This window comes from Gordonia aurantiaca, assembly GCF_039939235.1.
Lineage (GTDB): Bacteria > Actinomycetota > Actinomycetes > Mycobacteriales > Mycobacteriaceae > Gordonia.
This window is the reverse complement of the sequence record NZ_JBDUUF010000006.1, coordinates 1-23,669: the sequence shown is the minus strand read 5'-3', so window position 1 is coordinate 23,669 and position 23,669 is coordinate 1. Positions and strand designations below refer to the sequence as shown.

The following is a 23,669-nucleotide window of genomic DNA, read 5'->3' as shown; positions in this document are numbered from 1 at the left end:
GCATCAGATCCGGCCCCACGTGCGATGTCTGAGCGAGTAGATCACCGCAGCCATGTCCTGCTCGGCCCGGCCGAGTTCCGTCGCCTCCGCATACAGCTCGGTGCACACGTCCAGAAGTGGACACACGACCCCGTTGCGGTGTGCGTGTTCTCGTACGAGCGTGCTGTTCTTGAGTACGTCGTGGATCGCGGCGTGCGGCGTCCAGTCGGCCTCGACGAGCTTGGCCGTCTTGGCACGGGACACCGCCGAGGACATGGGTCCGGCGTCGAGCACCTGCCGGAGGAGGCCGGGATCGACCCCGTTCTCCTCCGCGAAGTGGAACGCCTCGGCGAGGGCGGTCACGAGCGGGATGAGAACGGCGTTGACCGCCAGTTTGGTCATGAGCGCCGACGGGACGCGGCCACAACGCACGACGGTCGAACTCATCGCGCGGATCAACGGCTCGACCCGGTCCAGGGATTCCTCGTCACCGGCCGTCAGGGACAGCAGTGTGCCGTCGAGCGCGGGCTGCCGCGAACCTGACACCGGTGCCTCGACATATGCGCCGCCGCATTCGACGATCCGGCCCTCGAGACGTTCGGAGAATGCCGGAGAGACGGTGCTCATCAGCACGACGATGCGGTCCCGGAACCGGCCCGCGTCCATCGATCCGAGCACCGACTCGACCGCGTCCTCGTCGGACAGCATGACGAAGACGACCTCGGCGTCGGCGAAGACATCGGCGGCTACCGACGCGACCGTCGCTCCGACTGCGCCGAGGCCGTCGCACGATGAGCGCGTCCTGTTCCACACGACCAGCGGAGTCCGCCGATGCAGGTTCGCGGCCATCGCAGAGCCCATGCGGCCGAGGCCGAGGAATCCGACCCGGTCACCCACGTCGGGCACCACCCGGTTCCCGGTGGCCCTCACTCTGGCCGCCACCGATCAAGTCACCACCGATCAAGTCACCGTCGATCAAGTCACCGTCGATCAGGTCACCGTCGTGGGTCGGCCGCGGGCCGGGCCGGTGGCGTTCCCGGCGACGGGTGACGAGGGCGAGGACCACGATCACGAGGGCCACGACGACGAACGCCGTCACGGTTCCGGCGTCGAGAAATCCCTCCGACCCGGCCGCGTCGGCACAACTCCCCTCCCCGCGGAGTTCGCGAACGCACACGCACGCGACGCATGCCTGATGCAGGGCATCGGCCAGCACCGTGTGAGCCGACCCGAAAACCGTCATGTGATCACCGACCTCCACTGTCTGGACCTACGCCACCGATCCAATCTCCGGAAGCATGCGCACAGATAGATCCAGTTGGGGTTAACTGGACCCATGAGCCTTTCGACCATCGGTCCGCGGATGTCGGCCCGAACCCTGATGAATCTCGTCGGCGAGCTCGACCCCGCTCGCCCGGTCTACGAGGCCCTCGCCGAGCGGATCCGGCTGCTGATCCTCGACGGTCGCATCCCGGTGGGCACCCGGCTTCCCTCCGAACGCGAACTCGCCGCCGCATGCGGGCGCAGCCGCACGACGATCGTCGCGAGTTACCAGATCGTCCGCGACGCCGGCTACCTGGTGAGCCGGCAGGGTTCCGGGAGCCGCGCGATCCTGCCCGATCCCGGTCGGGGCGAATCGGATTCCCGGGCAATCGACTTCGCGCGCGCGGTGCCCCCGCCGGTCGATGGTCTCCGTGACATCTTCGCCCGGATGGGCGAGCGCATGGTCGACGCGCTCGACGGGCCGGGATTCGATCTGGTCGGCAACCTCTCGCTCCGCGAGGCCATCGCCGAGCGCTACACCGATCGCGGCCTGCCCACGACCGCAGACCAGATCATGGTGACGATCGGCGGGCAACATGCGATCTCGCTGGTCGCGCACACGCTGCTCGGTCGCGGCGACATCGCACTCGTCGAGGCGCCGACCTACCCGCATGCCTACGACGCGCTCAAACGCGCCGGGGCCAGGTTGATCACGACGCCGGTGACGTCGGCGGGATGGGACGTCGACCGACTGGTGGACGCCCTGACCGGCGCTCGGCCGGCGCTCGCCTACCTGGTCCCCGACTTCCAGAACCCCACCGGCGCGTCGATGCCCACCGAGGCGCGGGCACGCGTAGCCGAGGCCGCCCGGTCGTCGGGCACCGCCCTGGTCATCGACGAGACGACGGCCGACCTGAACATCGACCGCCCCTGGGACGACGGCCCGTTCGCGCGTCACGCGAAACGGGTCGACCCAACGCTCGGGACGGGTGTGATCACCGTCGGGTCGTTGAGCAAGTCGATCTGGGGTGGTCTCCGGATGGGCTGGATCCGCGCCGACACCACGGTGATCCGGCGCCTCGCGCAGGCCCGGCCCGCCGGCGACCTCGGCACCCCGCAGATGGAGCAGTTGCTCGGCGAGCAGATCGTGCGCGCCATGCCCGAGCTGCTCGCCCGGCGACGCGCTCTGCTGGCCGAACACCGTGCTGCGCTGGTCCGCCTTCTGGGCGAGCGGCTCCCGCAGTGGACCGTGCCCTTCCCCGACGGCGGGCTGTCGCTCTGGGTGCAGCTCGACTGGCCCGGCAGCTCCGCGCTGACCAGCCTGTGCGACGTTCGCGGGCTATCCCTGGTCGCCGGGCCCAAGTTCTCGCTCGACGGCGCGTTCGAGCGGCACCTGCGCATCCCGTTCACATCCCCGATCGCCGATCTCGAGCGCGGCGTCGACCTGCTCGCCGACTCGTGGGAGCAGCTCACGGTCCGACGCACCCGCCGGACCGTCATGTCGCGGATGCCCGGAGTGGTCTGACGTCGACCAGTCCACTTTTCTCGACTGGATCATGAGCCCGTTCTCCGTTGCGTGATGCAATCTGCAGCGGCAGAGAGGATCGAGATGCACCAGTTCCAGTGCGTGCCAACGGCACAGCGGGATGCCGTCTACACCGAGTTGCTACGGACTCCCGCGATGAGCGTCGGCACCTACGTGGTCCCCGCCGGGGCCGACGACCCGCAGCGTCCGCACACCGAGGACGAGGTCTATGTCGTCCTCGGTGGCCGCGGGCTCCTACGCACCGAGCACGGGGACGACGTCGCCGAACCGGGGGTCGCACTGTTCGTCCCGGCCGGAGAGCGTCATCGCTTCGTCGAGGTCACCGAGACGCTGTCGATGTACGTCGTCTTCGCGCCCGCCGAAGGGACCCGATCGTTCCCTGCGAGCGGAGAGGAGAGGTGAACATGTCCGAGACCGGATGCGAGGTCGTATTCGAGGATGTCGAGATACGGTGCGCCGACGGGCTGGTACTGCAGGCGCGGTACTTCTACCCGGCTGAACTCCCCGACGACGCGGTTCGCGCCGTGATCGTAGCGCCGGCCACCGGCGTGCAGGCGCGCTACTACTGGCGGTTCGCGACCCATCTCGCCCGCAACGGATTCGCCGCGCTCGTCCCCGATTACCGGGGCATCGGCCGGTCGGCACCCGACCGGTCGCGCGAGTACCGCAAGCTGAAGGCCCGCTGGCACGAGTGGGGCACCCTCGATGTGGAGGCCTGCATTTTATGGCTCCGGGATCGCTTGGGGCCGCAGGCGCGGCTGAGCGCGGTCGGCCACAGTTTCGGCGGATTCGCGGCCGTGCTCGCCGAGCACGCCGGCGAACTGGACCGCGTGATGATGGTCGGCGCCCAGCACGCCCACTGGCCCGATTACGCGAAACCCGAGCGGTACCGGCTCTTCCTCAAGTGGCACGTCGTCATGCCGGTCGTCGCCGGAGTGCTCGGCTACTTCCCCGGCAAGCGGCTCGGGTGGCTGGAGAACCTCCCGAAGGGCGTTGCCCTGGACTGGGCACGCGGCGCCGCCGACTATTCGACGACCATCGGCGATCGAGGCGTCGAGATCCTCGGCCGCAGCGCGCAACTCGAACTTCGTGTGCTGGCGGTGAACACCACCGACGACCCCTACGCCACCCCGGCGGCCGTGCGTCGCACCCTGGACTATCTGCCGCGCTGCACGTGCGAGGAGATCTACTACACGCCGGACATGCTCGGCGTCGCAGAGATCGGGCACTTCGGGCTCTTCCACGACCGGTTCAAGCACACGTTCTGGGGGTGGGCGGTGGACTGGCTCGTCGGTCCGCCGGCCCCGGAGGCGTCGTCGCGCCGCAGCGAGGTCACCACTCCTCGGGATCAGCCATCGAGCCTGCGGCGGCACGGCCGGTGAAGCCCCCCGCGACCATCCGCTCCCGGGCATCGGCGTGATCGTTCTGCCTCCGAGCGCGGCAGGTTCATCTCGTCGCCGCAGTGATTTCGTTGCCGCAGTGGTCTCGTTGCCGCAGTGGTCTCGTTGTCGCAGTGGTTTCGTTGCCGCAGTGGTCGCGTTGCCGCAGTAGGCGCAGCGCTTCCGGTAGATGCCGTGCCCGACCGGGAAGATCGGCAGCAAGAACAGGGTGAGCCAGGTCGTCGTGAGTCAGGTCGTCGACCGGAACAGGCGCGCTGCGCGGCCTGCACGCGGCAGTACAGGCACACGAGGATCTGTGCCGCCACGACTTCCACCATGGTGTGTGAGCCGAAGATGATCATCCGGTCTGTCCCCCACTTGTCCGGCTCGTGCGGCACGGAACCGGCCGAGGAGGTCGCTCCGAACACCAGGGCGTGTGCGGCACGGGCCGGCCTCTCTCCACTGCCCCGCACCTGCGCAGCGTCGTCGAAACGACCAGAACACGACTGAGCCACGAGAACACGAAGAGGGCGCTCCGGATCGGATGCGCCCTCTTCGTTCTGTCGGGCTGACAGGATTTGAACCTGCGACCACTTGACCCCCAGTCAAGTGCGCTACCAAACTGCGCCACAGCCCGTTGTCATCGACCTCTCGGTCTTCGACTGCCCACCGGAGCGGGCGGAGTAAAGATTAGCCGACGAGTGCTGTCCTGTACCAATCGGCAGGTCAGAAGGGGTGTCGTGGCCCTCCGTCCGGGCCGCAGACCCACCCCGGATGGACAGATCCACCACCCCGCGAGGGGGAGAATCTGTCCAACAAGGGTGGGTTTGCGGCGACGGTCAGCGCTTGCGGCGCTGCTCGCGCTTGTCGCGAACGCGGACGTTGATCCGCACCGGCGAACCGTCGAAGTTGAATTCCTCGCGCAGGCGGCGCTCCAGGAAGCGGCGGTAGCCGGCCTCCAGGAAGCCCGTGGTGAACAGCACGAAGGTCGGCGGCCGCACGGATGCCTGCGTCGCGAACATCACGCGAGGCTGGCGACCGCCGCGCAAGGGTGGCGGGTTGGCCGCGATGACGTCCTTCAGCCAGCTGTTCAGCGGCCCGGTGGAGATGCGCTTGTCCCACGACTCGAGCGCCGCCTCCATCGCGGGCACGAGCTTCTGGACGGCGCGACCGGTCATCGCCGAGATGTTCACCCGACGCGCCCACGGCACGCGCGCGAGTTCGCGGTCGATCTCCTTGTCGAGCTGATAGCGGCGATCCTCGTCGACGAGGTCCCATTTGTTGAACGCGATCACCAGCGCGCGGCCGCTCTCGATGATCATCGACAGCACGCGCAGGTCCTGTTCGGTGATCGGCTGCGAGGCGTCGATGAGCAGGATCGCGATCTCGGCGGCGTCGAGCGCGGACCGGGTCCGCAGCGACGCGTAGTACTCGTGGCCGGTTGCGTTGCGCACCTTGCGGCGCAGGCCCGCGGTGTCGACGAAATACCATGGCTTGCCGCCGAGTTCGACGAGCTCGTCGACCGGATCGACGGTGGTCCCGGCGACGTTGTCGACCACCGAGCGCTCGGTGCCGGCCAGCTTGTTCAGCAGCGAGCTCTTGCCGACGTTCGGCTTGCCGACAAGTGCCACGCGACGCGGGCCGCCCAGCGTCGGGACCTCGCGCGGGGTCGACGGCAGCTTCTCCAGGATGACGTCGAGCAGGTCACCGGCGCCGCGACCGTGGGCCGCCGACACCGGGTACGGCTCGCCGAGACCCAGCGACCACAACGCGGCCACCTCGGGCTCGAGACGCTCGCTGTCGACCTTGTTGGCGCAGAGGATGACCGGCGTCTTGGACCGACGCAGGACACGTGCAACGGCCTCGTCGGTGGCGGTGGCGCCCACCGTCGCGTCGACCACGACGACGATCGCGTCGGCGGTCCGCATCGCGAGTTCGGCCTGCGCCGCCACGGCCTGCTGCAGGCCCTTGGCATCGGGTTCCCAGCCGCCGGTGTCGACGACGGTGAACCGGCGTCCGGACCAACTCGCCTGGTACGACACACGGTCGCGGGTGACACCGGGGATGTCCTCGACGACGGCCTCACGACGGCCCAGGATGCGATTGACGAGCGTGGACTTGCCGACGTTCGGCCGTCCGACGATGGCCACCACCGGCATGTGCTCGACCTCGGCGACCCCGTCGGCGCCCTCCACATCGGCCAGCTGCCAGTCGGATTCGTCCGACCACGTCCCGTCACCGGGCAACGCGGCCAGATCTGTATCGAAGTTGTCGCTCACCGTTCTGCTGCTCCGATCCGGCTCTCCACGAGTGCACACAACTCGTCGAGCACCTCCATCAGGGTCTTGTCACTGGTGTCCACCACCACGGCGTCCTCGGCCGCCCGCAGCGGCGAGACCGCGCGGGTCGAGTCGAGATGGTCGCGCCGGTTCACGCTCGCCAGCACCGCGTCGTAGTCGCTCTCGCGGCCGGCGTCCAGGTTCTGCTTGTGGCGTCGTTCGGCGCGTGCCTCCGGCGTCGCGGTCAGGAAGATCTTGACGTCCGCGGCCGGGAACACCACGGTCCCGATGTCCCGGCCCTCCACCACGACGAACCGACCCTCGGCGTTCTCCCGCTGCAGCGCAACCAGTTTGGTCCGCACCTCGGGAACCGCCGACACCGCCGACACCGCACTGGTGACGCGCTCGGTGCGGATCGGCCCGGACACGTCTCGTCCGTCGAGCAGCACCGTCGACGAGCCGTCGCCGTTCGGGATGAGCTTGATGTCGGCCGCCTGCGCGACCTTGGCGATACCGGCCGGATCATCAAGCGCCACATCGGCATCGAGAACGGCCAGGGTGACCGCCCGGTACATGGCGCCGGTGTCGAGGTAGCTCGCGCCCACCTTCTCGGCGAGCAGCTTGGACACCGACGACTTGCCCGTGCCGGCCGGTCCGTCGATCGCGACAACCCGTGTCGCAGAAGAGGTCACAGCCCGACAGCCTTGTACAGGGCACCGACCTCGTCGTTGCCGAGCACGCGCAGGCTGCCGGGACGCTGCTCCCCCAGCGCGACCGTGCCCACATGGGTGCGGACGAGCTTCGTCACCGGGTACCCGACTGCGTCCATCATGCGGCGCACGATGCGGTTGCGGCCCTCGTGCAGGACGATCCGCACCAGCGACTGTCCTTCGTGGACCTCGAGGACGGAGAACCTGTCGACCTCGACCGGGCCGTCGTCGAGCTCGATGCCCTCACGCAGCTGACGGCCGAGTCCACGCGGGACCTCGCCCTTCAACGTCGCCAGGTAGGTCTTGGGCACCTCGTACGACGGGTGCATCAAGCGATGCGCGAGCTCGCCGTCGTTGGTCAGCAGCAGCAGTCCCTCGGTGTCGGCGTCGAGGCGTCCGACGTGGAACAGACGCTGACCCGCCATCACGCGTTCGGCGACCACGTCACCGACGCAGGGACGGCCCTGGTCGTCGGCCATGGTCGACTGCCAACCCCTGGGCTTGTTGAAGGCGAGGTACTGCTTGTCCTCGTCGATGATCACGCGCGCGTCGTCGACATGGATGATCGCGGTGTTCGGGTCGATGCGCAGCCCCTGCTCGGTGACGACCACACCGTCGACCTTCACACGTCCGGCGGCGATCATCTCCTCGGCGCCACGACGTGAGGCCACGCCGGCCTGTGCGAGCACCTTCTGGAGCCGCACACCGTCGGCGACGAAGGTCGGGCCCTTGCCGCTCACCTTCTCCGGCGGCACCTGGTGCCGGGCGGGGCGAGCGTTGTTGAGGCGGATCTTGCCGGCCTCGACGTTGGGCTTGGACGTCCCTTTACGATGCGTCTTCTTGGTTCGCGTTTGCGGTACGGGTGCGCCCTTGCGGCGTTTTCCCGGTGAGCCATCTCGGCCAGCGGATGCCATCTTCCTCAGTCCTGTTGTCGATCGATCTGTGCGGTTCTAGTCATCTTTCAGGTCACCGTCGGTGACCAGCTCCTTCGAGTCTGACGCCTGAGGCTGCAATTTGGCGAATCGGGGATCCGACATCAGCTCGTCGTCGAGGTCGTCGATGACGTCGACATCGGGCAGCAGCGGGGCCAGATCCGGCAGATCCGACAGCGACGCCAGACCCAGCCGTTCCAGGAACAACTCGGTGGTGCCGTACGTGGTGGCGTTGGTCTGCGGGTCGTTGCCGACCTCGTAGATCAACCCGCGTGCGACGAGGGTGCGGATCACACCATCGACGTTGACGCCGCGGATCGCGCTGACCCGGGCGCGTGTCACCGGCTGCCGGTACGCGATCACCGCGAGGGTCTCGAGTGCCGCGCGGGTCAACTTGGACCGTGCACCGTCGAGCAACAACCGTTCGACGTACGGCGCGTATTCCGCGCGCGTGTAGAACCGCCACCCGTCGCCGGCATAACGCAGGTCGATGCCGCTGCGGGTCGCGGTGAATTCGGCGGACATGGCGTTGAGCATCTCCCGGACCCGAGTGGGGTCCTGGTCGACGGCATTCGCCAGTTCATCGGTGCTCACCGGGGTGTCCACGACGAGCAGGATCGCCTCCAGCGCCGACCGCAGCGTGGCGTCATCGAGGATCTCGCCCTCGTCCTCCCCCGCCGGCGCGGTCTGCTCGGGATCGGCCGGACCGGGGTCGACGGCGTCTGGAGTCGTATCGTCCGACTCTGCGGCTTCTTCCTCGGAGGCGGCTTCTTCCCCAGGGGCGGCCTCTCCATCCGGGGCGACGACTTCGTCGGCGGCGGTCGCGTCGGGCGCGGCCTGTGCCGGCGTGGGGTCGGACGCGTCCGGAGAACCCCCGGCGTCGACGCCCTCGTCCAGCGCCTCGTCGTTCACGTCGTCAACGTCCTCGATCGGTCCGTCGGTCATCCGTAGTCCTCTGCCTTGTCGATACGCAGGTCGTCGATGTCGCGTTCCCCGGTCCACATGACCGAGAGGTCTCCGAGTGCCTCCGGCTGCTCGAAGGCGATGGCCTGTTCGCGGTAGAGCTCGAGAAGCCCCAGGAAGCTACCGACGATCTCGAGTCCGTTCTCGCAGTCGGCGATGAGGTCGCGGAACGTCAACCACTGCCCCGTCGCCGCACTGAGCAGCTTCGCCATGCGGCGCGCCTGCCCTGGGACCGAGACCTTCTGCACGTCGTGCAGGTGGTCGAGCCGCACCGTCGGGACCGGGCGCGGGGTCAGGGCCGTGGCCGCGACCTCGGCGAAGCCCTGGGCGTCGACGCCGAGGGTGACCTCCGGCAACAGGTCCTCGAACCGCTTCTCGAGGGACACCGAGCGCGGATAGCGCTGGAGAGCCGCGGCCTCCAGCTCGCCGAACAGCTGCGCAACCTGTTTGTAGGCCCGATACTGCAGCAGCCGCGCGAACAGCAGGTCGCGGGCCTCGAGCAGAGCCAGGTCCTCCGGGTCCTCGACCTCGCCGGACGGCAACAGGCGCGCGGCCTTCAGGTCGAGCAGCGTCGCCGCGATGACGAGGAACTCGGTGGTCTGGTCGAGTCCGACCTCCGGCCCCAGCTCGCGCGTGTAGGCGATGAACTCGTCGGTGACGACGTGCAGCGCGACCTCGGTCACGTCGAGCCGGTGCTGCGAGATCAGTTCGAGCAGCAGGTCGAACGGGCCCTCGAAGTTTCGGAGCTTGACCCGGAACCCGGAGTCGTCGGACCCGTCCCCCGAAGCGGACTCGCCCCTGTCTCCGGACTCGCCACCGCCCCCGGACTCGCCACCGTCCCCGGGCTCGTCCCGGGACCCGGTCCCCGGGCGACCGTCAGGGTTCGCGGCCGTACCGGACTCCACCACATCTGCGGACTCGGACGACTCCGGCTGCACGTCGCCCGCCGCAGGATCCGTCACCGCCGAGTCCGTGACCGACGGAGCCGAAGTCGCCGAATCAGGCACTTCCGCATCCGTCACGACCTCCGCCGCACCCGATGCGCGTTCCACCCCGTCGTCCCCCACGGCGTCGGCCTCCACCGCATCGGTCCGATCGGCGTCGATCGTCATGTGCGCTTGACGTTGCGGGCGATCACCTCACGAGCCAGCGCCCGGTACGCCTTTGCACCGGCCGACTTGGGGGCCCAGGACGTGATCGGCTCCCCGGCGACGCTCGTCTCCGGGAAGCGGACGGTACGGGTGATCACCGTGTCGTAGACCGCATCGCCGAACACCTCGACCACGCGCTGCATCACCTCGCGCGAGTGCAGGGTGCGGGCGTCGAACATGGTCACGAGGATGCCACCGAGTTCGAGGCGCGGGTTGAGGCGGTCACGCACCTTGTCGATGGTGTCGGTGAGCAGCGCCAGTCCGCGCAGCGAGAAGTACTCGCACTCCATCGGGATCAACACGGTGTCGGCACACGCGAGCGCGTTGACGGTGAGCAGGCCCAGCGACGGCTGGCAGTCGATGAGCACGACGTCGTAGCGGTCGAGCACCGGGTGCAGCGCCCGCGCGAGGGACTGTTCACGCCCGACCTCGGTCACCAGCTGGATCTCGGCGGCCGACAGGTCGATGTTGCTGGGGAGCAGGTCGAGACCGTCGACACGGGTGCGCATGAGCACGTCGTCGGTGGCGACCTGCGGCGGCACGAGCAGGTTGTAGACGGTCTGCTCGAGCTCGTGGTGCGGCACACCCAGGCCCGCGGACAGCGCGCCCTGCGGGTCCAGATCGACCAGCAGCACGCGACGGCCGTACTCGGCGAGCGCGGCGCCGAGATTGATCGTCGACGTGGTCTTGCCCACGCCGCCCTTCTGGTTGCACACCGCGATGACGGTGGCCGGACCGTGCCGGTCGAGCGGCCGGGGTTCGGGGACCTCGCGGTAGGGACGCCCGGTGGGACCGATCTCGCTGGAGTCGTGGTGGTCGATCTCGTCGGCGTCATGCCCCGGCGACACCTGGATGCTGTACTGATCCCCCGGACGGGTGCCAGACTGCGGTGCGCTCGGAGTGGTCACGAGTCCGCCGCTCCCTTCACTCTTCACGTTCGATATTCGTGTCGGCCGGTCGGCTGGAACCGGATTCACCGACGACGACTCGTATCAGCCTAGGACATCCCACCCGTCGAACCGCTGTCGGCGCGCGGTCAACGGGCCCGCGGATGTGCGACGGCATACACCTCGCGCATCGTGTTCACCGTCACCAGGGTGTACACCTGGGTGGTCGTCACCGACGCGTGGCCGAGCAGCTCCTGCACGACGCGCACGTCCGCGCCACCGTCGAGCAGGTGCGTGGCGAAGCTGTGCCGCAGCGTGTGCGGTGAGACGGCCTTGTCCAGGCCCGCCTTCTCCGCGGCCGAGACCAGCACCTGCCACGCCGACTGCCGCGACAACCGCCCGCCGCGTGCGTTGAGGAACAGCGCCGGCGTCGCCCGCGAGACGAGCGCCGGGCGTCCGCGCACCAGGTACGCCTCGAGTGCCTCGACGGCGGGCCCGCCGAGCGGGACGAGCCGTTCCTTTCCGCCCTTGCCGCGTAACAGGACCGTGCGGGCGTCGAGGTCGAGGTCGTCGATGTCGAGGGAGGTGGCCTCGGAGATGCGGGCGCCGCAGCTGTAGAGGAACTCCAGCAGTGCCCGGTCCCGCAGGGCCCGGGGGTGATCCGCCGAGCCGACGGCCTCGAGGATGGCCAGCACCTCGTCGACGGGCAGCGACTTCGGGAGGCGCCGCGCCGGTCGCGGCGGCTTCACGCCGTGCGCGACATCGGCCGAGACCATGCCCTCCTCGAGGGCGAACTTGTGAAATCGCCTGGTGGCCACCAGGGTTCGAGCCACCGAGCTGTCGGCGAGCGGCGCGGAACCGGCGTCGGCGTTACCGCGTCGGAGTTCGACCAGGAATTCCCGGATGTCCTCCTCGGTCACCGCGTCGAGGGAGTCGATGCCACGGGATTCGAGGTAGCGCCGATAACGCTCCAGGTCCCGCCGGTACGACGAGACGGTGTTCGCCGCCGCACCTCGCTCCACGGTCAGGTGGTCGAGGTAGCGCGAGATGTCGGCGGCGATGCTCACGATCTCCTACCCGCGTCCGGCGGCTGTCACGACTGCCCGTCCCGCGCCCGGCGACGCCGTTCGCGCAGGGCGGTCGGCTCGTCTCGCCACGGCGCGTCGACGCCGCGCAGTTCGACGCCGGCCCGTTCGGCCGCCGAGGCGGCGAGGATGCCTGCGACGCTGGTCGCATTGACGATCTCGCCGGCCAGCACCATCCGCACCGCGTCGTCGAGCGGCAGCCACTCGACCTCGATCTCGGCTTCCTCATCGACCCGCTCGGCGGCCTCGAGCCGATGCAGGTCCTCGGCGAGATACAGACGCAGGGCCTCGTCGGTGAACCCGGGCGACAGCGCGAGGTCGACGAGGACGTGCCAGGAGTCGGCGGCCAGATCGGCCTCCTCGGCCAGCTCACGCTTGGCTGCCTCGAGCGGCTCCTCGCCATCCTGGTCGAGCAGGCCGGCCGGCAACTCCAGGAGTCTCCGGCCCACCGGGTGCCGGTACTGGCGCACCATCGCGATCCGGCCCTGCTCGTCGCGAGCGAGGATCGCCACCGCACCGAAGTGCTCGACGACCTCTCGCTCGGCGACGCGCCCACCCGGCATGACGACGTCGTCGACACGCAGGGTGATGATCGCGCCGTCGTAGACCGAGCGCGAGCTCCTGACCTCGAAGTCGTGACCCAACCGGTCAGTCCTCGCCGGCGGCGTCGGCAGCGATCTCGGCGACCGGCTCGACCTTGACGTCGTTGACCGCCGCGACGGCCTCCGCCGGCGCGTCGTTCGACTCGTAGTCTTCCCCGAGGTCGACCGGAAGGCGTTCTGCCGCCTTGTATTTCAGCGCCGCCTCGATGAAGGCGCGGAACAGCGGATGCGGTCGCGTCGGACGGCTCTTGAGCTCCGGGTGCGCCTGTGTGGCGACGAAGAACGGATGCACCGACTTCGGGTACTCGACGAACTCGACCAGGTGGCCGTCCGGCGAGGTCCCGGAGAACACCAGGCCCGAAGTGGCGATCTTGTCGCGGTAGGCGTTGTTGACCTCGAAACGGTGACGATGGCGCTCGGACACCTCGCGGGTGCCGTATGCCTCGGCGACGACCGACCCCGGCTTGAGGACCGCATCGTAGGCGCCCAGGCGCATGGTGCCGCCCAGGTCGGCCTCACCGGCGACCGCATCCTCCTGGTCGGCCATCGTCGAGATGACCGGGTGCGGGGTGTCGGGGTCGAACTCGGTCGAGCTGGCGCCGTCGAGACCCACCGAACGCGCGGCCTCGATCACCACGCACTGCAAACCCAGGCACAGGCCGAGCAGCGGGATGCCACGGCGACGTGCATACGAGATCGCCCCGACCTTCCCCTCGATGCCGCGGATGCCGAAGCCGCCCGGGATCAGGATGGCGTCGACGTCGCCCAGCGCGGCCTGCGCACCCGCGGGGGTGGCGCAGTCGTCGGACGGAACCCACTTGATCTCGGTGCGCGCCTTCCAGGCGAAGCCGCCCGCACGGATGGCCTCGGTGACCGACAGGTAGGCGTCGGGCAGGTCGACGTACTTGCCGACCAGCGCGACGCGCACCGTCTCACGCGGCTCGTGCACGCGGCGCAGCAACTCGCCCCACACCGTCCAGTCGACGTCGCGGAACGGCAGGCCCAGCTTGCGGACCACGTACGCGTCGAGGTGCTCGTTGTGCAGCACCTTGGGGATGTCGTAGATCGACGGGGCATCGGGGGTCGAGATGACGCCGTCGAGCTCGACGTCGCACATGAGCGCGATCTTCTTCTTGAGCGACTCGGGCACGTCGCGGTCGCAGCGCAGGATGAGCGCGTCGGGCTGGATACCGACGTTGCGCAACGCGGCGACCGAGTGCTGGGTCGGCTTGGTCTTCAGCTCGCCCGACGGCGCCAGGTACGGCACCAGCGAGACGTGGAGGAAGAAGACGTTGTCGCGACCCACGTCGTGACGGACCTGGCGGGCCGCCTCGATGAACGGCAGCGACTCGATGTCGCCGACGGTGCCACCGATCTCGGTGATCACCACGTCGGGCACCTCGCCGTCGGCGTCGGGCTCGGCCATGGCCAGCACGCGCGCCTTGAGCTCGTCGGTGATGTGCGGGATCACCTGCACGGTCTCGCCGAGGTACTCGCCGCGTCGTTCCTTGGCGATGACGGTCGAATACACCTGTCCCGTGGTCACATTCGCGGTCTTCGACAGGTTGCGGTCGAGGAATCGCTCATAGTGTCCGACGTCCAGGTCGGTTTCCGCGCCGTCCTCGGTGACGAACACCTCTCCGTGCTGGAAGGGGTTCATCGTGCCCGGATCGACATTCAGATACGGATCGAGCTTCTGCATCGTGACCCGGAGGCCTCGAGAGGTGAGAAGTTGACCCAGGCTGGAGGCCGTGAGGCCCTTGCCCAGAGAAGAAGCCACGCCACCAGTGACGAAGATGTGTTTGGTGTCGTGAACGTGTCGCAAAGGTCGCAAAAGCGTGTCTCCCGTCGGCCGAATCGGGGCCGATGCCCTGATTACCTACGGGACTCCAGGGTAACACCACACGACCCGTGCGCCGTACCGCCACACCGCGGCGCGGCGTGGCGGTACTCACGAATGACGATTGCGCTCTCCCGCGCGGCGCTATGTGGCCGGTTTGCCGTCGGCACCGACGGTGACCGCGGTGGCACCCGCGCCGGTGCCATATGCGCCGGTCGAACCCTTGCCCTCGGCGGCGAGCGCCAGGATCGTCGTGATCAGTCCGGTCGGCTGATCGACGTTGTCGACCGTGGAGACCGCATTGGACAGCGACGGATCGGATCGCACGATCGCGATCGGCGAGCCGCCGTTCGCCGAGCCGGTACGACCGACGAGGACTCCGCCCGCGCCGCGGGCCGATGCGGTTGCCGCGAGCCGGGCCACGAGGGCGCCCTGCGCGCCGGAGTCGGGACCGAACTCGTCGCCGGTGACCACGACCATCAGATCGGCGGGCGTCACCGCACCGTTCACGTAGTCGATGAACCCGCCGTCACGCAGCGTCGACAGGCCGGTCTTGCGATCGGCGGGCGACGCGGGACGGGTGGCCTTGTTGTACAGCACCAGCGTGCCCAGCAGGTCGCCGACCCGGCTGCCGGAGTCGGTGAGCTCGGCGCGCAGCATCGCGCCCGGCGGGATCGTCTGGTCGACGATGGTCCGCAGCTGTTCGGCGTTCTCGTCGCCGAGCAGCGAGTCGGTCAGCGCGATCTGCCCGGCGAACCGAGCGCCGGCGTCATGGAGATTCTCCTTGACCGCGTTGACGTCGGACTCGGCCGCGTTCGGGGCGGTGACCACGAGCACCGACTTGCCGCGCAGCGTGTTGGCGATCAGCCGGGGCGCGATGGCGAGGTCGAAACTGTTGGCCGCGTTGAGTTTTGCGTTCAGATCGTCGCGCTGGTCCTCGAGATCGCCGATCCGGTCACGGCTGGTGCCGGTCAGCGAGTTGACTCGGTCACCGACGAAGCCGGAGCCGAGGAACAGCCCGAGTGCGAGCGCGAGGAAGACGGCGACCAGTGAGACCGCGTGTTGTCGTAGCGAGATCATCGCCTATCGGTTCCAGACCTCTCGTGCCCAGTCGAGCAGCGCGTTCCACTGCATGACGATCCAGTCGGTGATGTCGGTGCCGGCGTTGGACAGCAGCACCGCCGCGATGACCGCGATCAGCGCGGCGAGTACGACGCAGGCGATCGCGGCGCCCGACACCCGGCTGCGGTACAGGGTCGTGATGGCCTTGGCATCGACGAGCTTCTGCCCCACCTTGAGACGGGTCAGGAACATCGACGGGTTGCTCTCCCGACGCGAGCGGTCGAAGAAGTCGTCGAGGGTGCCCGGGTAGCCGACCGTGACGATGAGGTCCGCGCCGTGGTAGTCGGTCAGCAGCAACGCCAGGTCGCTCGCCGAGCCGGCGGCCGGGAAAGTGGTCGCGCCGATGCCGAGATCCTGGATTCGCTCCAGGCCCGCGGCGTGCCCGTCGGTGTCGGCCGGGAGCACAAGCTGCGCACCGCATTTCAGGGTCGCGGTCTTGATGTCGTCTGGGTCGCCGACGATGATCGCCGGCTTGTGGCCCGCCTTCATCAGGGTGTCCGCGCCGGTGCCGACACCGATCATCACCGGCTGGTACTCCTTGATGAACGGCTTGAGTGCCCGCAGATCGGCGGCTCGATCGGGCCCCTCGCCCACGATGACCACGTGCCGGCCCGCCAGGTCCACGTCGATCTCCGGCACACCGACACCGTCGATCAGCAGCGGGGACTCGCTCCGGATGAACTCGATGGTGTTCCCGGAGAAGGCTTCGAGGTGATCGACGAGGCCTGCCTTCGCGCCGATCATGATGTCTGCGATGTCGCGTTCGTCGAGTTCGGTGCCGAGCGCGATGCGACGCTCGCCGATGAAGAGCCGGTCGTCGTGGACACGCACCTTGGCGCCGTCCTTGACGCGCTTGAAGATCTCCGGGCCCACGTCGTCGAGGAGGACGATGCCCGAGGCGACGAGAACCTCCGGACCCAGGTTCGGGTACCGGCCCGTGATCGAGCGCGACGCGTTGACGACGGCGACGACGTTGGCCTCGACGAGGGCGTCGGCGGTGACGCGGTCCAGGTCGACCTCGTCGATGATGGCGATGTCGCCGGGACCGACGCGGCTGAGCAGCCGCTTCGTGTTCTTGTCGATCCTGGCGATACCGGTCACGCCAGGCAGTTCTTCGGTGTTACGCGCGAGCAGTGCAGGCATCTTCATGCCCGCAATGATTGACCGAAGTCACGCGTGAACCACGGAGGCGCGCCGTAACACGCGAAACTTTTGTCACACACGCAACACGCGTTTCACGGCTACGAGGCCCGGTTCGCCGCCCTCTCCTCCTCTGCGAGAGCGAGGAGTTCCTCGGCGTGTGCGCGGCCGGTGTCGGACTCGCCCAGGCCGGCGAGCATGCGGGCGAGCTCGGCGACGCGCTCGTCACGATCGAGGGTGCGCACGCTGCTGGTGATCAACGCGCCCTTCCTGGACTTGCCGATGACCAGGTGGTTGTCGGCGAAGGCGGCGACCTGCGGCAGGTGCGTGACGACGATGACCTGGTGGGCCCGCGCAAGACGCGAAAGCCGCTTGCCGATCTCGACCGCGGCGCGGCCGCCGACACCGGCGTCCACCTCGTCGAAGACCATCACCGATCCGGAGGTCGGGGCGGCCAGCACCACCTCCAGGGCCAGCATGACGCGCGACAGCTCACCGCCCGACGCCGACTTCGCGATCGGCAGCGGCGTCGCCCCGGGGTGCGCGACCAACGCGAACTCGACCTTGTCCGCACCGTCGGCCCCAGCGTGGGCGCGGGCGCCGTCGACGGTGATGGCGAGCCGGTCGTCGGGCGACGCCGGTTCGGGCGTGACGGACACGGCCAGCGCGGAGTCGCCCATGGCCAGGCCCTTGAGCTCCTTGGACACCTTGTCGGCCATCGACGACGCGGCCTTGGCGCGCAGGGTGTGCAGCTTCGCCGCGGCGGCCTCCACCTTCTCGCGAGCGGCGACGGCGGCGGCCTCGAGTTCCTCGATCGACGCCTGCGGATCCTCGATCTCGGCGAGCCGGGCCTCGGCCTGGCGGCGCCATTCGATGACCCCGTCGACGTCCGGAGCGTACTTGCGCACGAGCGTCTTGAGCTCGGCCTGGCGAGCCAGGAGTTTGTCGAGTTCCTCCGCGTCGGCCGGGAGGCTCGAGGTGAACGCGGTGAGCTCGGCGCCGACGTCTGTGATGACGGTCAGCGCCTCGGAGACACGCGGGACCAACCCGCGCAGCGTCTCGTCGGCGGCGCCTTCGAGCAGGGTGCGCACCGTGCCGAGGCCTTCCACGACCGACGAACCGGAATCCCCGGCGACGATGTGGTGGGCCTGATCCGCGGCCGAGCGGATCGACTCGAGATCCGTGAGCCGGCGGATCGTCGCGGTGAGTTCCTCGTCCTCACCCGGGTACGGGTCCACAGCCGCGATCTCGTCGATGCCGAAGCGCAGCCGGTCGGCCTCCTGCGCGAGTTCGCGGTGGTTCGCGCGACGGGTCTCGAGGTCGTCGAGGATCTCGACCCACGCGGCCCGGGCCTTGCGATATACCTCGAGCGCGGCGGCGGTCTTCGAGCCGCCGAAGGTGTCGAGCGCGGCCCGCTGGTGTTCGGGTCGCAGCAACCGTAGCTGGTCGTTCTGGCCGTGGATGGCCAGCACCGAGGTGGTCAGCTGCCCCATGACGCCCACCGGCACCGAACGACCGCCGAGATGGGCACGCGAACGTCCGTCCGCACTCACCGACCGCACCGCGATCACGGTGTCGTCGTCATCGAGTTCCGCACCCGTCGAATCGAGGATGTCGGAGATGACCGGGTCCTGCAGCGCTCCGTCGAGCCGGAACCGACCCTCGACGACCGCCTTGGCGGCGCCGGTCCGCACGCGCGTGGCATCGGCCCGCGCCCCCGACAGCAGGTGCAGGCTGGTGACGATCATCGTCTTGCCCGCACCGGTCTCGCCGGTGAGCACCGTGAATCCGGGATGGAATCGAGCCCGCGCCTCCTCGATGACACCGAGTCCGGTGATCGACAGTTCTTCGAGCACCCCTAAGCCTGCCTCCCTCGCCATCCCGTGACCGGGAGGGCGAACTTGGTGACCAGACGGTCGGCGAACGGGTCCGAGTCGATCCGGATCCAGCGCACCGACCTCTCGCTGCGTGTGACCTCGACGCGGTAACCCGCCGGCACGTCGAGGGCTCGGCGGCCGTCGCACAGCGCGACCGCCGGTCGTCCGTTCTTGTCGACCTCCACCGCGATCCGCGACCTCGGGCTGGTGACCATCGGACGCGTGAACAGTGCGTGGGCATTGTTCGGGACCACCAGGATCGCCTCGAGGTCGGGCCACATGACCGGACCGCCGGCGGAGAACGCATACGCCGTCGACCCGGTCGGGGTCGAGATCAACACGCCGTCGGCGCCGAACGCCGACACCGGACGGCCGTCGACCTCGGTGACCAGTTCGAGCACCCCGTGTTTGGTGGTGTTGAGGATCGCGATCTCGTTCAGCGCCCAGCTGCGGGCCGCGGCCGGCTCCGGATCGGTCGGGTCGACGATCGCGACGTCGAGCGTCATACGCTCCTCGATGCGATAGTCACCCGCGATGAGCTGGGCCATCACCTCGTCGACGCGATGCGCCTCGGCCTCGGCCAGGAACCCGATGTGCCCGAGGTTGATCCCCAGGACCGGGACGTCGGCCGGATAGGCCAGCTCCGCGGCGCGCAGGAAGGTGCCATCGCCGCCGAGTACGATGACGAGCTCGCACCCGTCCGCCGACGCCGACTCCACTGGCGGCACCTCCACCACCGCGCCGAACGACCGCAGATGTTCGGGGTCGACCGGGATGTTCTCCGGCGGCAACGACTCTGCGCGGTCGACGAGCGCCGGCGAATAGAGGATGTCGTGATCCTGCGCCCCGCGGTCGAGGGAGTCGTGATCGACGATCCGCAGCGCGACGCCGGCGGCAGCACAGTGCCGGGCGATCGCCTCGATGGTGCCCAGCACGTTCTCGCGTCCCGTGTGGGCGACCACCAGGAACTCGCGGGCACCGGCGACCTCGGCCACCGAATCGTCGGTCACGGGTGGATTCCTCCCAGGAAAGTTCGGTCGGTCATGTGCGGTCGGCGGCGGACGAGCCGATCGCGAGCCGGGCTCGGACTCAGCGGGGTCCTTCCGCGACGGCACGGTCGATCATGAAGCGCAGCTCGTCGGACGGGGCCGACCGCTCGACCCTATCGCTCTCCCCCGACGCTCTGCTTGTCTGGTCGCCCGGCCGGTCCTTGCGCAGCCACAGGAAGTATTCGACGTTTCCCGACGGGCCGGGCAGCGGGCTGGCCACCACACCGAGCGTCGTGAGTTCGAGCGCGGCCGCCTGGGTCGCCACGTCGAGGACGGCTTCGGCGCGCAGCCCCGGATCCCTCACCACTCCACCGGAACCGACACGATCCTTGCCGACCTCGAACTGCGGTTTCACCATCGGCAGCAGGTCGGCGCCCGCAGTGCAGCAGCGCGCGAGAGCGGGCAGCACCAGGCCCAACGAGATGAACGACAGATCAGCCACGACCACGTCGACCGGACCGCCGATGGCCTCGGATTCCAGGTGGCGCACGTTGGTGCGGTCGTGCACATGCACACGATCGTCGTTCTGCAGCCGCCAGATCAACTGCCCGTAGCCGACATCGACGGCGACCACCTCCCGCACACCCCGGCGCAGCAGGACATCGGTGAAACCGCCGGTCGACGCACCGGCGTCGAGGCACCGACGCCCCACCACCGACAGTCCCTGCGGCTCGAACGCCTCGAGCGCGCCGAGCAGCTTGTGGGCGCCACGGGATGCCCAGTCGTCCTTGGGGCCCTCCATCACGACGATCGGCGTGTCGCGGGTGACACCCGTGGCCGGCTTGGCGGCGACCGTCCCGTTGACCTTCACCACACCGGCGTCGACGAGCTCGCGGGCCTGTTCGCGTGATCGGGCCAACCCCCGCCGCACGAGTTCGGCGTCGAGTCTTGCTCTGGTCGCCATGTCAGCGAGCCCGCCGCGGCGTCATCGGCGGTCCACCGCATCGAGTGCTGCGGTCAGGACGTCATGGGCCTGCTCCAGCAGGGCCGCCTGCCGTTCGAGCACGGCAAGCGAGAAGGTCTCGCCCGCCGCCTCACGGATCTCATCGACGCGGGCGAGCAGCTCGGACACGGTGGCCTCGACATCGGGCGCGTCGAGTTCGACCTCCGCCGACTCGTCGAACGCCGACATCGGGTCGTACTGACGCCGAGGCATCGCGCCCGGACTGGGCCGGGGCGTGTTCTGCGCAGACTGATCACCTGGGTAACTCATCGCTGACAACGCTAGTCGACGACGGTGACACCCAGCGAGGCCAGTTTGTCGCGTGCCGCGCCCTCGGCACGGATCCGGAGATCCTCGGGCTCTGCGGTGCCGGCATCGACGGCCGCCCAGGTCGCGGCGGCGAGCGCCGGGACGAGTCCTGTCTCGTCGCCGTCGCCGGTCACCGAGACCGTCGGGCCGTCGACGGTGATCGTCCAGCCCGGCTGGGCCCCGACGCGCACGGAGTCCACGTCCTCGAACAGACCCGCGAGATCGTCGACGACGAAGGTGGGCCGCTGCTCGGGCGGGGCCGCGAGCAGATCGGTCACCGTGCTCACGCCGGTCAGGACGAGTACGCTCTCCACACCGACCGAGTGACCGCCCTCGATGTCGGTGTCCAGACGGTCACCGACCACCAGCGGCGCGGAACCGCCGGCGCGGGCGATCGCGTCGGACATCAGCGGCGCGGCCGGCTTGCCGGCCACGAGCGGCTCCTTGCCGGTCGCGTGCCGCAGCGCGGCCACCATCGAGCCGTTGCCGACCAGCAGGCCGCGCTCCGACGGCAGCGTCGCATCGACGTTGGTCGCGACCCACAACGCGCCGGCGCGGATCGCCAGCGCGGCCTCGGACAGCTGGGCCCAGCCGGTCTCCGGCGAGTGGCCCTGGATGACGGCCGCGGGACGGTCGTCGGCGTTGCGGGTGACCGCGATGCCGACCTCTCGGACCTCCTGGGCCAGTCCCTCGGTGCCGATCACGAGGGCGCGCGATCCGGGCGGGAGATGCTCTGCCAGCAGCCGGGCGCCGCTCTGGGCGCTGGTGACCACCATGTCCTCGGTCGCCTCGAACCCGAGTTCGCGAAGGTGCGCGGCGACCTCGGCGGGCCGGCGGCTCGCATTGTTGGTCACGAAGAACCGCGCGGTGTCGAGCCGCTCCAGGGTCTCCTTCGCGTTCGGAAGCGCCCGGTTACCGGCGAACACGGTGCCGTCGAGGTCGAGCAGCAGCGCGTCGTAACGGTCCGGGAAGGTGTTCTTCCGCACGGCCGCCGGGGGAACGGTCGCGGACTCCGGTTCCGCGTCGGCCGGCGCGGCGAGAAGGTCGTCGGGAGACTCGATCAGATCGGACGCGTCCTGTTCGACATAACTCGACGTCGCAGACAGGTCCGCGGTGCCCTGCAGGGAGGCGATGTCGTCCCGCGTGTCGACGGCCTCCTCGGCAACGGCGGCATCCGCGGCCGGCTCCACCGGCGCCGAATCGGCTTGCGGAGCAACCGGTTCGCGCTCAGTCGCCGATTCATCGGTGCTCGACCGCCCGGCCTCGGCCTGCTCGGCGCTCTCCTGCTCGGCGCTTTCCTGCCCGCGGTGCTCCTGCCCGGCGTTCTCCTGCCCGGCGTTCTCCTGCCCGGTGTTCTCCTGCCCGGTGCTTTCCCGACGGGGCGCAACCTCTCCCGGGGCCGCGGGCGCCGAGGCCGATGTGGCCGTTGTCGCCGCCCCAGCGAGCACGGCGGTGCCGTCGACTCCGGGCTCCTCGATCGCAGGTTCGTCATCGTGGGCCAGTTCCGTCAAGCGGTACTCGGCATCGGTGACGTCATCGACGTCGGCCGCCGCGGCGTTCATGTACCAGGTGATCGCCTCGTCACGACGACCCGCCGCATGCAAGGCGGAGGCATACGCATAGAAGAGGCGGGCGGGGCCGGTCCCCACCTGGCCGGGCTTGAGGTTCTCGGCCTGCAGGGTGACGATCGCCTTCTCCGGCTCGCCGAGATCGATCCGGGCGCCGGCCTCGACGATGCGCATCTCGGTCGCATCCTCGCCCTTGAGTGCGCGCCCCTCATCCCCACGGGCGATCTCGACGGCACGCTCCGGACGTCCGAGGCCACGCTCGCAGTCGGCGATCAGCGGTAGCAGCGCGGGATTGCCGGTGATACGGCGCGCAGCCCTCAGTTCGGTCGCGGCCTCCTGCCATTCGCCGGCGTTGTAGGCCGCGATACCGACGGTCTCACGCACGACGCCCACGCGGGAGGCGCGGCTGCGGGCGGCACGCGCATGTTCGAGCGCCAGCGCAGGGTCCTCGAGCAGGACCTGCGACACCATCACCAGGTGGCGCGCGACGATCTCGGCGTTCGCCTTGTCGAGGGTCAGCAGATCCCGCCGCACCTCGGGATCGAGGTCGGACGCCGAGATCTCGTCCGGAATGGGCGGACCCGGCTGCCGGCTTCCCCGGTCGGCACGCTCGCGACCCGGGCGATCGGGACGGCGCCCACGACTGCCACCACCTCGTTGGTCGCCCTGACCGCCGCGCCGCTGACCCCGAGGGCCTCCCTGTCCTCGAGGATCCCGCTGATCCCGCGACTCCCGCTCACCGCGTCCTTCACGACGCGGACGATCACGATCACTCATGGTTGCCAATCTATGCCTTCGAACCTCGTTGGGAAGCATCCACCACCGACGACGCCGGCGTGATATCCACCGCCCAGAGACGGTATCGGGGATATGAGAAAGGCCCCGTATTCGACGATCTGGTCATCGAATACGGGGCATTTCTGAAATTGTGTTCGGCGGTGTCCTACTCTCCCACACTGGTTAAGGTGCAGTACCATCGGCGCTGGAGGGCTTAGCTTCCGGGTTCGGAATGGGGCCGGGCGTTTCCCCTCCGCTATGGCCGCCG

At 69.2% G+C, this 23,669-nt stretch carries 21 protein-coding genes, 1 tRNA gene and 1 rRNA gene; 3 read left to right on the top strand and 20 right to left on the bottom strand.

Annotated features, from left to right (window positions below; translation table 11 throughout):
* Window positions 1-3: 3 nt before the first annotated feature.
* Complete coding sequence (locus tag ABFT43_RS12905) at window positions 4-876, bottom strand: NAD(P)-dependent oxidoreductase (RefSeq protein ID WP_347960760.1); 873 nt, start codon at window positions 874-876, stop codon at window positions 4-6.
* Window positions 869-1,222: a hypothetical protein gene (locus ABFT43_RS12900; protein WP_347960759.1), complete on the bottom strand. Its 354-nt coding sequence runs from the start codon at window positions 1,220-1,222 to the stop codon at window positions 869-871. Before ABFT43_RS12900 ends, ABFT43_RS12905 begins: the two co-directional genes overlap by 8 nt.
* 93 nt (window positions 1,223-1,315) lie before the next feature.
* On the opposite strand from ABFT43_RS12900, the gene yczR reads away from it, so the two are divergent.
* From yczR to ABFT43_RS12885, 3 genes are all read left to right on the top strand, one after another.
* Window positions 1,316-2,767, top strand: coding sequence for a MocR-like transcription factor YczR (gene yczR / locus ABFT43_RS12895; RefSeq protein WP_347960758.1), 1,452 nt, complete (start codon window positions 1,316-1,318; stop codon window positions 2,765-2,767).
* Between the two features lie 84 nt (window positions 2,768-2,851).
* Window positions 2,852-3,190 (top strand): cupin domain-containing protein, encoded by a 339-nt coding sequence (locus ABFT43_RS12890; RefSeq protein WP_347960757.1) that lies wholly within the window; start codon window positions 2,852-2,854, stop codon window positions 3,188-3,190.
* A gap of 2 nt (window positions 3,191-3,192) precedes the next feature.
* Window positions 3,193-4,170, top strand: a complete 978-nt coding sequence (locus tag ABFT43_RS12885; RefSeq protein WP_347960756.1) for an alpha/beta hydrolase family protein — start codon at window positions 3,193-3,195, stop codon at window positions 4,168-4,170.
* Window positions 4,171-4,730: 560 nt separating this feature from the next.
* Here ABFT43_RS12885 and ABFT43_RS12880 read toward each other — a convergent pair.
* From ABFT43_RS12880 to rrf, 18 genes are all read right to left on the bottom strand, one after another.
* Window positions 4,731-4,804, bottom strand: a tRNA-Pro gene (locus ABFT43_RS12880).
* A 202-nt stretch (window positions 4,805-5,006) separates the two neighbouring features.
* Window positions 5,007-6,446, bottom strand: a complete 1,440-nt coding sequence (der, locus tag ABFT43_RS12875; protein WP_347960755.1) for a ribosome biogenesis GTPase Der — start codon at window positions 6,444-6,446, stop codon at window positions 5,007-5,009.
* Window positions 6,443-7,138 carry a (d)CMP kinase gene (gene cmk / locus ABFT43_RS12870; RefSeq protein ID WP_347960754.1) on the bottom strand — a complete coding sequence of 232 codons (696 nt, stop codon included), beginning with the start codon at window positions 7,136-7,138 and terminating at the stop codon, window positions 6,443-6,445. The genes der and cmk overlap by 4 nt, the downstream gene beginning before the upstream one ends.
* Window positions 7,135-8,070 carry a pseudouridine synthase gene (locus ABFT43_RS12865; protein ID WP_347960753.1) on the bottom strand — a complete coding sequence of 312 codons (936 nt, stop codon included), beginning with the start codon at window positions 8,068-8,070 and terminating at the stop codon, window positions 7,135-7,137. Before ABFT43_RS12865 ends, cmk begins: the two co-directional genes overlap by 4 nt.
* Window positions 8,071-8,106: 36 nt before the next feature.
* Window positions 8,107-9,033, bottom strand: a complete 927-nt coding sequence (gene scpB / locus ABFT43_RS12860; RefSeq protein WP_347960752.1) for an SMC-Scp complex subunit ScpB — start codon at window positions 9,031-9,033, stop codon at window positions 8,107-8,109.
* The gene (locus ABFT43_RS12855) at window positions 9,030-9,959 is read right to left on the bottom strand and encodes a segregation and condensation protein A (RefSeq protein WP_457590155.1); all 930 of its coding nucleotides are present in this window, start codon (window positions 9,957-9,959) and stop codon (window positions 9,030-9,032) included. Before ABFT43_RS12855 ends, scpB begins: the two co-directional genes overlap by 4 nt.
* Before the next feature lie 200 nt (window positions 9,960-10,159).
* The gene (locus tag ABFT43_RS12850; RefSeq protein WP_347960749.1) at window positions 10,160-11,110 is read right to left on the bottom strand and encodes a ParA family protein; all 951 of its coding nucleotides are present in this window, start codon (window positions 11,108-11,110) and stop codon (window positions 10,160-10,162) included.
* A 128-nt stretch (window positions 11,111-11,238) separates the two neighbouring features.
* The gene (xerD, locus tag ABFT43_RS12845) at window positions 11,239-12,156 is read right to left on the bottom strand and encodes a site-specific tyrosine recombinase XerD (RefSeq protein WP_347960748.1); all 918 of its coding nucleotides are present in this window, start codon (window positions 12,154-12,156) and stop codon (window positions 11,239-11,241) included.
* Window positions 12,157-12,182: 26 nt separating this feature from the next.
* Window positions 12,183-12,818: an NUDIX hydrolase gene (locus tag ABFT43_RS12840; RefSeq protein WP_347960746.1), complete on the bottom strand. Its 636-nt coding sequence runs from the start codon at window positions 12,816-12,818 to the stop codon at window positions 12,183-12,185.
* Between the two features lie 4 nt (window positions 12,819-12,822).
* Complete coding sequence (locus tag ABFT43_RS12835) at window positions 12,823-14,610, bottom strand: CTP synthase (RefSeq protein WP_347960745.1); 1,788 nt, start codon at window positions 14,608-14,610, stop codon at window positions 12,823-12,825.
* A 150-nt stretch (window positions 14,611-14,760) separates the two neighbouring features.
* Window positions 14,761-15,696, bottom strand: a complete 936-nt coding sequence (locus tag ABFT43_RS12830) for a copper transporter (RefSeq protein ID WP_347960744.1) — start codon at window positions 15,694-15,696, stop codon at window positions 14,761-14,763.
* Between the two features lie 3 nt (window positions 15,697-15,699).
* The gene (steA, locus tag ABFT43_RS12825; RefSeq protein WP_347960743.1) at window positions 15,700-16,887 is read right to left on the bottom strand and encodes a putative cytokinetic ring protein SteA; all 1,188 of its coding nucleotides are present in this window, start codon (window positions 16,885-16,887) and stop codon (window positions 15,700-15,702) included.
* A gap of 92 nt (window positions 16,888-16,979) precedes the next feature.
* Complete coding sequence (gene recN / locus ABFT43_RS12820; RefSeq protein WP_347960742.1) at window positions 16,980-18,734, bottom strand: DNA repair protein RecN; 1,755 nt, start codon at window positions 18,732-18,734, stop codon at window positions 16,980-16,982.
* 2 nt (window positions 18,735-18,736) lie between these two features.
* The gene (locus ABFT43_RS12815; RefSeq protein WP_347960741.1) at window positions 18,737-19,765 is read right to left on the bottom strand and encodes an NAD kinase; all 1,029 of its coding nucleotides are present in this window, start codon (window positions 19,763-19,765) and stop codon (window positions 18,737-18,739) included.
* A gap of 79 nt (window positions 19,766-19,844) precedes the next feature.
* On the bottom strand, window positions 19,845-20,708 hold the full coding sequence (locus ABFT43_RS12810) for a TlyA family RNA methyltransferase (protein ID WP_347960740.1): 864 nt from the start codon (window positions 20,706-20,708) through the stop codon (window positions 19,845-19,847).
* Window positions 20,709-20,729: 21 nt separating this feature from the next.
* Window positions 20,730-21,017: a hypothetical protein gene (locus tag ABFT43_RS12805; protein WP_347960739.1), complete on the bottom strand. Its 288-nt coding sequence runs from the start codon at window positions 21,015-21,017 to the stop codon at window positions 20,730-20,732.
* A gap of 11 nt (window positions 21,018-21,028) precedes the next feature.
* The gene (locus ABFT43_RS12800; protein WP_347960738.1) at window positions 21,029-23,401 is read right to left on the bottom strand and encodes an HAD-IIA family hydrolase; all 2,373 of its coding nucleotides are present in this window, start codon (window positions 23,399-23,401) and stop codon (window positions 21,029-21,031) included.
* 153 nt (window positions 23,402-23,554) lie between these two features.
* Window positions 23,555-23,669, bottom strand: a 5S ribosomal RNA gene (gene rrf, locus ABFT43_RS12795); the annotation flags it as partial.